This is a genomic window from Sporomusaceae bacterium ACPt (assembly GCA_041428575.1).
GTDB classification, from domain to species: Bacteria; Bacillota; Negativicutes; order Sporomusales; family Sporomusaceae; genus Sporomusa_D; species Sporomusa_D carbonis.
The window spans coordinates 1,156,252-1,167,500 of sequence record CP155570.1 but is presented as its reverse complement, the minus strand read 5'-3'; the positions used below and the strand labels follow the sequence as shown (position 1 = coordinate 1,167,500).

The following is an 11,249-nucleotide window of genomic DNA, read 5'->3' as shown; positions in this document are numbered from 1 at the left end:
TATTTCACAATATACTTATTTACTATCACAGGAAAATTTACTCGCATTTAGTTAACCTTTAACCAACTAAATAGTTTACAATCAACCGAAACCAATGTAAAATAGTAATTGATTGGTAAACTTTAAATGCATTTTGGGTTAACAATACCTAAGGAGAGCAACCTATGGAGTCAAGAAATATTGTTAGTCTCGGTGAAATGATCCTAAATGGTTACCTTATCACCAGCGAAGAGGCTTTTTCCCTGACGAATATTCCCGAAGAAGACATCCCACTTCTCGGGGCTTACGCCAATAAGATACGGGCCAGGTTTGCTGGAAACTCTGTAGATATGTGCGGAGTAATTAATGCCCGGTCTGGAATGTGTTCTGAGGATTGTAAATTTTGCGCCCAGTCCTTACACCATGATACTAACTGCCCGGTATTTCCACTTATCTCGCAAAATGAGGCCCTAAAATCAATTGAGCAACTTGCCAGAGACGGAGCAAAGCGAGCTAGCATCGTAACCAGCGGTAAAGGCATGGAAAACGATTCTGATTTTGAGAGAATCGTTACCCTCATTCAATACGTTACCGAACAATCAAAAATTAAGATTTGTGCAAATCTAGGCACAATTAATTACGACCAAGCTCTAATTCTATTCCAATCAGGCGTCAAAAGATATGCTCATAATCTTGAAACCAGTGAACGGTTTTATCCGGAAATATGCACTACTCACCCCTATCAGGACCGTATTAACACAATACTTGCGGCTAAGAAAGCCGGTCTTGAACTTTGCTCAGGCGGCATTATCGGGCTTGGTGAAACCTGGGAAGACCGTATTGATTTAGCCCTGACGCTAAGAGCACTAGATGTTAGTTCAATTCCTATTAATATTCTTAATCCGCTACCTGGTACTTCGCTGGCAAAACAAACACGGCTATCACCGCTTGAAATTCTTAAAACATTTGCTATCTTTCGTTTCATTTTACCCGACAAAGTCATCCGCCCTGCAGGCGGTAGAGAAGTCAACCTGCGTGACATGCAGGGAGCAGTAATGCTAGCAGGCGCAAACGGCCTGATAGTCGGCAATTATCTAACTTTTGGCGGACGCGATACAGCTAAAGACTTTACTATGATATATGATGCTGGGCTATACCCAAACCCGGACAATTAACTGGAGGCACAAACATGAGCTATGACTTAGTTTTCGAACTGGGGAAAAAAGTTCTCGACGGAGGACAACTTACTTTTGATGAGGCAATGAAACTCACACAAATTGATAAATCTGATATCCCTATCCTGTTAGGAATTGCCAACAAAATTCGTGCTAAGTTTACCGGTAATCAGGTTGATACCTGTGAAATAGTTAATGCACGTTCAGGTGGATGCTCGGAAGACTGTAAATTTTGCGCACAATCCGCACATCATAATGTAAAATTAGATATATATCCGTTAATGAATGAAGAGCAAATTCTACATGCCGCAAAAAAAGCTGAATCTCATAGTGCGTATCGATTTTGTATCGTGACTGCCGGATGTGGCATGAAAAATGATCCGGATTTTGAACAAATCATTGAATCCATTAAGCGAATAGGTATTGAGACAGGACTTAAACGGTGTTGTTCATTGGGAATCCTAAGTCCGGATCACGTTAAAGCTTTAAAAGCAGCAGGAATAACCCGTTACCATCACAACCTGGAAACAAGCCAAAGCTTCTTTAATCAAATATGCACAACCCATACATACGATGAACGTATCGAAACTATTAAACATGTCAAAGCTGAAGGTCTTGAGGTCTGCTCGGGCGGCATTATCGGCTTGGGTGAAACATGGGAACACAGAATTGAGCTTGCCTTTGCTCTTAAGGAGCTTGACGTTGATTCTGTGCCCATCAACGTTCTAAATCCGGTCAAGGGTACTGCACTTGAAAACCAGCCTCCGCTAAAGCCAATGGAGATATTACAAACGTTTGCTATTTTCAGAATGATACTGCCTACCAAAATCTTGCGTTATGCAGGCGGCCGTGAAAAAGCCCTCGGTGAGCTTGTTCCTCTTGGGTTCCTCGCGGGAATTAACGGAATGCTTATCGGCAATTATCTCACAACAACCGGACGCGGAGCAACTGCTGACCTTGATACAGTCCGAGATTTAGGACTCAAGCCGATTGCTGAATAAACCGGATTTTAAAATCCCATCCACGACCAGTAGATGGGATTTTTTCTGTAATTATCCGGGATTTACTTACAGTGCTGTTATCCACTCGGGTATTAGATTAAACCCTGAATTATAAAATCCGGCCAACAACGCCAAATTCGTCTCCTGTTTAATACAGTCGCTTGAGATCTTCCTCCTTCATACCAAATGAATGCTCAGGGCCAGGAAAGGTTCCGTCAACCACCTCCTGTGCATAGAGATTAAGCGCCTCAACAATCTGACGGTTAAGTTGAGCATATTGCTTAACAAACTTGGGCACAAACCGGTCAAAAATTCCCAGTAGGTCTTGGGTAACTAGCACCTGAGCATCACAGTCAGGACCGGCTCCAATACCAATTGTGGGAATGGCAATTTCATCTGTAATCAATTTCGCCACCGGAGAAGGTACACATTCCAGTACAATCGCAAAAGCGCCTGCTTGCTCAAGGCCCTTGGCGTCCTCGATTAATTGCCTGGCTGCTGCCGCATCCTTGCCTTGAACTTTAAAACCGCCTAGTTGCGTAGCTGTCTGGGGAGTCAATCCAAGATGACCCATTACCGGAATTCCGCCATTAACCATGGCCTCTACTATATGTAAAACGTTCTTACCGCCTTCTAGTTTAACGGCATCAGCACCGCCTTCTTTCATAATCCGGTTGCCATTTCTAATAGCATCCTCCACACTAACATTGTAAGAACCAAAAGGCAAATCTCCAACAATAAACGTACCAGGAGCTCCTTTCACTACTGGTTTAATATGATGCACCATGTCATCCATAGTAACCGGTACCGTGCTGTCATAGCCGAGTACAACCATACCTAGGGAATCTCCGACAAGAATCATTTCGATGGGTGTTTTTTCAACCATAGCCGCAAATGCTATGTCATAAGCGGTAACCATGCGGAACTTTTTTCTTTGTAACTTAAATTCTTTGAATTGTGGAATAGACATTTTTGTTTTTCCCATAAAATACACTCCTTACATATATTTTATCCCATACATAAAAACAGCCATAATACATAGTTACCTATAATTGTAACACGTTTCATAGCTCAGCCCTAAGAAAAATTCCCCTGCGTTCCACTAGTTGGGTCCTCAGTCTGGCAGGATTATTGAACAAACTAGCCGAGCAAGCTATTTACATAGCTTATTCGGCTAGTTTGCTTCCTGCAATCTTACTCACCATCTGCCAAATTTGCGGTTTTGTTTGCCAATGCCTGGTTGGCTTGAACCCGGCTCATTACAATATCAAGTGCCTCGTTCGCTGTATTTGCGTAATCCAGTTTGACCCATTTCCGCTCATCAAGGTATGTACCTTCATAGGCCATACCGCGAATTCTGGCGGCCCAGCCGCCAGAACTTTCAACAATCACGACAGGCTTCCGATTTAAATATGCTGCTGATAATTCGCCTAACGTCCCGTTTGCTCCTGCAATCATGATTATTGCATCAGAAGAATGAACCAAAATTAGACTCCTATAGTCATAACTTAATCCTGTCGTGATAGGGATATCTATGTATTCGTTCGCACCATCAACTTTATCACCAGGAAGAATTCCGACTACTAAACCCTTCGCCTGTTTGGCTCCTTGGGAAACGGCCTCCATGACCCCATTTGTTCCACCGGTAAGAAGTATTGCTCTTCGCAAAGCAATTTCCTTTCCAATTTCTTCGGCAAGTTTGCGGGTGGCCTCGGGGATTTCTCCTGACTGTCCAATTACACCGATTCTTATCATCTAATTTCCGCCCTAATCACTTTATATGATTATAGAATTTACTATAACCGATTTATTACCCGTGTATTACTCGTGTACATTTGCATAAAAATCTTCCAAAATTTCTTGGACGAGTTTTTTCACAACTAAAATATCCTCTGCCGTAATTTTGTCATAATGAATTCCGCAACTAACGACAACAATTTGTTTCAGAGCCTTAGCTAAAAAGTGAGCCGCAGGTCTGGCAACTTCATCATCGATGTGTCCGGTAACCGTCAATACCGAAACCGACGCACTCGCTTGCCCGGGATCAGCTAAACTGGAACGCGGTATACCTAAGGCAACCGCACCAATATGAGCTTTTCCGCCCGTAATGGCAACATTCCATTGACTGCCCATGGGAATAGCACGCAAATTTATAGTCACATTATCTTGGGATCTACATATTTCAATCATTGAATCATCCAGCACCTTACACAGTATTTTTTGATCAACTCCGCAATATTCTTCTATATAGCATAGCCCTTTCTAAGCTCTTGTAATGTTTAAGATTTACTCATACTACTTATCTTTAGAAATTCATAATAGTAATGACGCCTGTTCGTAACAGAACAGGCATATTTTTAACCTAACATTATATCTAAAGTAACACTTTTTTCCTAATAATGCAAGTTAATTCATATCATGGTATCTCTGTCCACTTAGTGATGTCAACAAAACACGCTACCCGCTATCATCACACTGGATAAAAAAACCTCTTACATCAGCTGAGAGCGTAACCTTCGACATCATCAACATGATACCACTGATAGCGAACAGCATATTCCGCCAGCGTCTCCTCGTCACCCTCCCGTCTAGGAGCCATAAGTTTGCTCTGGGCTTCCTCAACAGTGGTTATGTCACCGCGGAGAGTAAAAATTCCGTAAGACATATCGCCGATAAACACATGGAAAAGCGTTGTCCCGAATTGGGTTCCTTCTCCCCGTCCGGCATAGATAATCCTTGCCGGGGAACCTGTCGGGGATTCAACTGACGACAAAACTACCATTCCTTTTTCCAACTTTGTCATTGAATCTTCTCCTCTTTCATAAATTCTTTGCTTCAATTATACACTTATCAATGGATTCCCCGCTATAAAAGTAAATAAAGTAAACAACTTATCAGCAAACCGTGGTATACAAGCTCTGCTGAGCTTGATATAGTATCATCTTAACCACCGGATCTGGCAGCTACCTCCGTTTATTTACTGTATGGATTTTGTTAAATTCACTATTGTATATTCTGAGCAAAGTAAAATCTTCTCAAAATATACGTAAGCGTCAAAGCAAAACCACCTATCAATAAAAAACCACCTGATGTACGATATGATAAAACATCAGATGGCTGTTGGAACCGTTATGCTTTTTTATTAGGCATTTTACAGCTTACAGGAATTTCTTCAGCCCACGGAAGTAGTTTTTCAATACAGAGCGTATCCTGCAGTTGGATTTGCCTAAAGGCATATTCCAGATAAGCTTGTGGATTTAATCCGTTTTCTATGGCCGTTTGGATTATGCTGTAAACAGCGGCGGACGATTTTGCGCCACCAGGCGTATTGCAAAACAGCCAGTTTTTTCGTCCAATCACAAAAGGCTTGATAGATCGCTCCGCACGATTATTCGATATTTCGATGCGGCCATCGGCCAAATAGGCTGTCAGATACTTTTTCTGATTTTGGGCATAGGTAAGCGCCTTGCCCAGTAGACTTTGCGGCAAGGTATCAGCCCAACAAGCTTCTATCCATTTATAAAACTCTTCGATAATTGGTTTAGCTTCTTTTTGCCTTAGTTCATGCCGTTCTTCCGGCGTCATGTGCTCGGCCTTTTTTTCAACGTCGAAAAGCTTATTGCAATAGGCAAGACCTATCGCTTCTTTACTATTCGGCTGTTTAGCCGCAGGGCCGACCAAGGCTTCATTGAATTTTCTCCGAACATGTGCCCAACAGCCGCACAAGGTTACACCGGCTTCTTCTACCTTGTGATAGCCATGCCAACCATCGGTCTGAAGATAGCCGGAAAACCCTGCAAGGTACGCCTTGGCAAATTGCCCGCTGCGCCCTTCCTGGTAGTCATAGAGCACAACCGGATGATCCGTATCCCCGGACGTTCGATATAACCACATATAGGAATCTGTCTGTGCCGGTCTGCCGGGTTCACACAACACTTCCAGAGTAGTTTCATCGGCGTGCAACAAATCCCTTGAAAGCAACTCTTTTTTTAGGGCTGCTAACAAAGGCTCCAAAAGTGCGACACCTTTAATAACCCAGTTGGACAGGTTTTGGCGGGAAAGCGTTACGCCAAGCCGCTTAAATTCCTGCTCCTGCCGATACAGCGGCATAGCATTGACGAATTTTTGGCTCATGATATAGGCCATAAGCTCGGCGGATACCATGCTCTTAGGCAGCAACGCTTTCGGCGCGTTAGCCGTGATGATCGGCGTCTCTATATTGTTTTTCTCGCAATTTCGGCAACCGTATACATAGTTTACGTGCTCGATAACCTTGACCTTTGCCGGAACAATCGTCAATTCCTTACGTACTTCCTTGCTCATAACATGCAGCTCTTCACCGCAAGCAGGGCAGGTCTGTTCACCTTCTGGCAGAGTATATTCAATCACTTCTACCGGCAAGTCCTTTATGTTTTCTCCGCGTTTACCCTTTTTGCGCTGATAACTGATGGTTTCCACGTCCGGCTCCACAGCAATCGGTTGGCGCTCAGCTTCCGCCTCATTGAAGAGGTTTAACTGTTCCTGGTCATCGCGTTTACTTTTTTCCGAAGAAGCGCCAAACTTTTTTTGGCGAAGCAGCTTCAACTGCTCCATATACCACTTGTTGAGCGCTTCCAATTCCTGAACGCGTTTCTTTAATTCCGCATTTTCTTCTTCAAGCTGTGCCTGTGTTTGCAAGAAAAAATCCTCATTTCCGATACCATTTTCTTATCTTCTATTATACCGGAAAATGAGGCGAAAAGCCAGTAAAATCAATACTTTAGCGGCTTTTTAAAACTTGCGTGCGACGCAGTTTTTGTTCGATGCCCGGGCTTTGAATCAGGTTCCACAGTTCTTCTGTGGTAAGCGCCATGGTGGCGTCGTCAAGTGTCGGCCATTTGAAACGGCCTCGTTCCAAGCGCTTTAAATGCAGCCAAAAGCCGTTGTCTTCCCAAGTTAAAATCTTAATTCGATTGCGTTGTTTGTTGCAAAAGACGAACAGTGCTTTTTGAAACGGATCCAACTTAAAACTATGCTGCACCAATGCGCTTAAGCCATTAATGGATTTACGCATATCGGTGTCCCCGCAGGCTAAAAAGACTGGTGTATGTTCCGATAGTTTCAGCATACTTCCACCAGTACGCCAAGCACCGTTGCCAAGAGTTTTTTATCTGTTTTAGTATCTACGGCAATTTTGCATTTGCCGATTTGTATTTCGAGGCTGGCTGATCGTTGTGGCGCAGCCTGGATGACAGGAATCCAGTTTTGTACCGGTTGCGGCTGGTCCTGCTTTTTTTCGTGCTGCAGCCATCTCTGCAATGTGCTCAGGCCAATAGCATTTTCCTGGCACCATTCTTTTTTGCTTAGGCCACTGGCTTTATATGCTGCTATCAGCGCTGCTTTTTCGACAGCACAGTAGGCCTTACGCTTGCTTGTTATTGTATTTTCCATACAGCTTATCCCTCCTGAGATCATTATCCCAGGATTGAAGCATATACGCTATGTGGGGATACTTTTACGCTTACACAAAAACCAGCTACCCGTTTAGGTTGCCGGCTTTATGAACAGTTCAGGTGTATAATTTTTTTGGTAACTCTTATGTAATATGTTTAGATTTAAAATCATCTTTTAAGAAGGCAATATCAATAGGCAGAAGGTTGTACCCGCTCTTTATATAGCTGAAACCCATAATCAAGCAATTTAGCAGCATCATCCCATCGATGCTCACTGTTGAGTATTACAGCAATTAACTGTATATCGCCCCGTTTTGCAGCAGCTACCTAGCACAATATTCCCAAAATACGTTCCTTAATAATCAGGATATTTTGAGCTGCCCTCATATGCACATACTCCACACCTCGGAGAATTGGCAATCCTCATGAACATTTCTTCTCCACAAGCATGGTTATCCCTGCAATCGTCACATAAAAAACCCTTGCCCTCATAAATACACTCAGCACAAACAACAGTAGCAACCTTTTCTCCGCATTCATCACAAAGCCTTTCAATTGGCTTGTTTCGAGACATAATAGTAATTTCATCTTTTTTCCAACTACCTTCTCTGTAGTCAAACACCTTGATTGCAAGCGCTGTGGTAGAACCAAAATCATATTCATATTCAAAAAGCATTCCTTCTTTAAGTACACTCTTTAGCTTGCAATTCATGCTCTTCGTAGGAAGAACTCCCCATCCCATGGAAGCTTGAGGCTCAGCATCATACAAAACGCCATCTATTCTGAATGAACTTAAATGCCCACAGCATTCAAGCCATATATCTCTTAAGAACTTGTCCAAATTCTTGAGTGTCCAAGTCCTCTCGAACCTCTAACATCAGCCAGTATTCTTTGCGATAAGTTCCTTCAACGGCAAGGCTGAAATATCCGGATTGCTTTTCACTTGATGATTTTAAATCCAATAAATCCTTGCGTTTCTGGCAAGCTGTCAAATGCTTTATCATTGCAGCTTTGGTATATTCTTTTCCGCAGAATTTGCAAACGCCTTTGCTTCTTTTGCTCATAAAAGTAATCCTTTCACTTCATATCCCTACTTGGTTAACCCAAGACGAATGTATTGGTGTATAGTGAAATACAAATTTATTATCATGTTTTGCATTGAACTCACTCCACCTAAACAAAGAAAGAACTTCCGAAGTCACCGTGGTTTGATAAGAAGATAATGATGGTATCCAGAGATTGTCGACACAGCTAAAACCTCCTTTATACAAACATTATACTCCTTTTCCTGTAACATGGTAATTAAAATTTGAGTATATCAAGTTTTTTTACAAAGACGGTAGACAACCTGCAAGGCGCAGGATAGAAAATATAGGATAACTATACTGGCTGGCATATTTGTTGCCATTGTTTAGGCAAGTTGAAGTTCCTTGTAAGCGAGCGCAGTGCCAATCCTATTGGTTACCACTCATTGGTTACCACTTATAGTTTTTTCACCGGCATCCCCTGGTTTAACATATACCGTCTCATAGGTATTGGTGTCAACAAAAGCACGAGAAATAGCCAACGGAGTAATAACCAACAAAGTGAGAACTAAAGACATTATCAACATTGTCCTTCTTATAAGTGAATTATAGAAATATCCTTTCTAGCAATAAGAAGAGTCGTTGATAGGTTGCTCCGAGGTTGCCGTCTGGAGGTTTTTTCTTAATTGCTTTACATCCCAATATAGACAGATACCAGTCAAAAGTGCTGATGCAATATCAGATATAGGGCCGGCAGCCCAGACCCCCATTAACCCAAAATAATGAGAAAGAATAAATACAAGTGGTATAAGTACAATGACTTGACGCAGTAAGTTGAAGATAATGGAATAATAGGCTTTGCCAATTGCCTGAAAATAATTAGCACCAATGATCTGAAAACCGATAATGGGTAGCATTATCAAAAAGATCTTTATTCCTGTAGTGCCGATTTCAATCAATTGTGGCTCAGCGTTAAATATCCGGATAATCCGTTCTGCAGATAATTGTACCCACAGGAACCCACATAAACAAATAAATGTAGAAACGGCAATTGCCATGTGCAATGCAGATATAACGCGCTGATATTGTTTGGCTCCATAGTTATAGCCGATGATCGGCTGTGCGCCCTGACTAATTCCGGCTACTGGCATCATAACAAGCATAAGAATTCGATTCATAATGCCAAAGGCGGCTACAGCGGTCGTACCGCCATAGACCATAATCCGAAGATTAAGCACAACCATTACGGCACTTGCGCCCACCTGCATCAAAAAGGGGGCTACACCAATTTTGAAAATGTCTTTTACAATATGCATACGCAATGCCAGGCAATGTTTTCTGAAACGCAGTAGTCCTGATCCATACGTAAAGTAGTATACAACCCAAACTGCGGCTACTGCTTGTGCTAAAATAGTGGCAATTGCGGCGCCTTTAATTCCAAAATCGAATATAAAAATCAGCAGATAGTTCAAGACAATATTTATTCCTGCGGCAATCAACTGTGTTGCCAAGGCTGTTCGGGGGTCTCCCTGAGCTCGAATGACATTGTTTAAACCAAAGCCTACGTGTAAAAATACGCTGCCGCCAAGGATGATTGATGTAAAATCTCTGGCATATGGCAAAACTTCAGGGGTTACACCAAGACAATTAATGAGTATGGGATCCAGATACCACAGAACTAATCCTGTAGTTGCCAGAACAAAAACAATCATCATTGTCAGGGCGTTACCTAAAATCATTTCTGCCTGTTGTTGATTATTTTCACCCAGTCGCAGGGAAATTAAGGTTGCCGCGCCAATCCCAATCAGCATTCCTACTGCCATTAATACTGTCATAATCGGGAAGGCGATTGTTACAGCCGTCAGTGCAATCTCGCCAACCCCCCGGCCGACAAAAATGCTGTCGACCACATTGTATAAGGCGCTTACTAACATGCCAACAACTGCCGGCAAAGAAAATTGCCATAATAAAGATGATATTTTATGTTCTCCTAAGAATTTTGCGTTATCCATAAAACCCTCCAATATAATACGTATAAATTGAAAAATAAAAAGCCAGAAATACTGGCCTCCTATTTTTGCAAACAAGAAAGTAATACATTCTTATCATATATATATATATATACTCTAACTATAAATATATATCAAATTATGATGGACGTAAAGAGGCAGACGATAGTATCATTACCTTTTTATGGATAAATTCAAGGCCACAACCAACTCGAAACATATCTCCCACCGGCAGAAGATTGACATGATTAGGATTTATTTATTCTCCACCATAGCTCAACGGATAGAACAACCGCCTTTGGCACCGGTCTAAATATGTATATGCCACAAGACACATAGGCATTTTCGGCACTGAACTACCCTGCACTGAAGTACAGGAGTTATTATTGCGACTGGAAGTCGTGGTTACGGCTAAAGCCGTTTAAAAAGCAAGGACTGAAGTCCGTGGTTTTTACCACGCGCATTGAAAATAAACTATCCCCAAAAGTATCCCCATATTTACATAACAAAAGGCTTCCGAATCCTCGGAAGCCTTAGTTTTCCTGGCACGCCTGGTAGGAATCGAACCTACGACCAACCGCTTAGAAGGCGGTTGCTCTATCCCCTGAGCTACAGGCGCATATTCATT

13 protein-coding genes and 1 tRNA gene are annotated in these 11,249 nt (G+C 42.3%); 2 read left to right on the top strand and 12 right to left on the bottom strand.

Annotated elements, in window-relative coordinates; translation table 11 throughout:
- Positions 1–164 precede the first annotated feature (164 nt).
- Both bioB (SCACP_RS05850) and bioB (SCACP_RS05845) read left to right on the top strand, forming a co-directional pair.
- Positions 165–1,154 carry a biotin synthase BioB gene (bioB, locus tag SCACP_RS05850; protein WP_425060439.1) on the top strand — a complete coding sequence of 330 codons (990 nt, stop codon included), beginning with the start codon at positions 165–167 and terminating at the stop codon, positions 1,152–1,154.
- A gap of 14 nt (positions 1,155–1,168) precedes the next feature.
- A complete protein-coding gene (gene bioB, locus SCACP_RS05845) occupies positions 1,169–2,155 on the top strand; it encodes a biotin synthase BioB (RefSeq protein ID WP_425060438.1) in 987 nt (328 codons plus the stop codon).
- Positions 2,156–2,303: 148 nt separating this feature from the next.
- Here bioB (SCACP_RS05845) and panB read toward each other — a convergent pair whose 3' ends face one another.
- The 12 genes from panB to SCACP_RS05785 all read right to left on the bottom strand — a co-directional run bounded on the left by panB (position 2,304) and on the right by SCACP_RS05785 (position 11,240).
- Positions 2,304–3,140, bottom strand: coding sequence for a 3-methyl-2-oxobutanoate hydroxymethyltransferase (gene panB / locus SCACP_RS05840; protein WP_425060437.1), 837 nt, complete (start codon positions 3,138–3,140; stop codon positions 2,304–2,306).
- Positions 3,141–3,349: 209 nt separating this feature from the next.
- Positions 3,350–3,910, bottom strand: coding sequence for a TIGR00725 family protein (locus tag SCACP_RS05835; protein WP_425060436.1), 561 nt, complete (start codon positions 3,908–3,910; stop codon positions 3,350–3,352).
- 66 nt (positions 3,911–3,976) lie between these two features.
- A complete protein-coding gene (locus tag SCACP_RS05830; protein ID WP_425060435.1) occupies positions 3,977–4,315 on the bottom strand; it encodes a hypothetical protein in 339 nt (112 codons plus the stop codon).
- A 337-nt stretch (positions 4,316–4,652) separates the two neighbouring features.
- A complete protein-coding gene (locus SCACP_RS05825) occupies positions 4,653–4,958 on the bottom strand; it encodes a hypothetical protein (protein WP_425060434.1) in 306 nt (101 codons plus the stop codon).
- A gap of 326 nt (positions 4,959–5,284) precedes the next feature.
- On the bottom strand, positions 5,285–6,853 hold the full coding sequence (tnpC, locus tag SCACP_RS05820) for an IS66 family transposase (protein ID WP_425061331.1): 1,569 nt from the start codon (positions 6,851–6,853) through the stop codon (positions 5,285–5,287).
- 61 nt (positions 6,854–6,914) lie between these two features.
- Entirely contained in the window at positions 6,915–7,262 is a 348-nt protein-coding gene (gene tnpB / locus SCACP_RS05815; RefSeq protein WP_425057810.1) for an IS66 family insertion sequence element accessory protein TnpB, read from the bottom strand.
- Positions 7,256–7,585, bottom strand: a complete 330-nt coding sequence (tnpA, locus tag SCACP_RS05810; protein ID WP_425060433.1) for an IS66 family insertion sequence element accessory protein TnpA — start codon at positions 7,583–7,585, stop codon at positions 7,256–7,258. The genes tnpB and tnpA overlap by 7 nt, the downstream gene beginning before the upstream one ends.
- A gap of 357 nt (positions 7,586–7,942) precedes the next feature.
- The gene (locus tag SCACP_RS05805; protein WP_425060432.1) at positions 7,943–8,428 is read right to left on the bottom strand and encodes a hypothetical protein; all 486 of its coding nucleotides are present in this window, start codon (positions 8,426–8,428) and stop codon (positions 7,943–7,945) included.
- Positions 8,397–8,651, bottom strand: coding sequence for a hypothetical protein (locus tag SCACP_RS05800; RefSeq protein ID WP_425060431.1), 255 nt, complete (start codon positions 8,649–8,651; stop codon positions 8,397–8,399). The genes SCACP_RS05805 and SCACP_RS05800 overlap by 32 nt, the downstream gene beginning before the upstream one ends.
- 404 nt (positions 8,652–9,055) lie before the next feature.
- Positions 9,056–9,190: a hypothetical protein gene (locus SCACP_RS05795; protein ID WP_425060430.1), complete on the bottom strand. Its 135-nt coding sequence runs from the start codon at positions 9,188–9,190 to the stop codon at positions 9,056–9,058.
- 45 nt (positions 9,191–9,235) lie between these two features.
- Complete coding sequence (locus SCACP_RS05790; protein ID WP_425060429.1) at positions 9,236–10,699, bottom strand: MATE family efflux transporter; 1,464 nt, start codon at positions 10,697–10,699, stop codon at positions 9,236–9,238.
- A 465-nt stretch (positions 10,700–11,164) separates the two neighbouring features.
- Positions 11,165–11,240, bottom strand: a tRNA-Arg gene (locus tag SCACP_RS05785).
- Between the last annotated feature and the right edge of the window lie 9 nt (positions 11,241–11,249).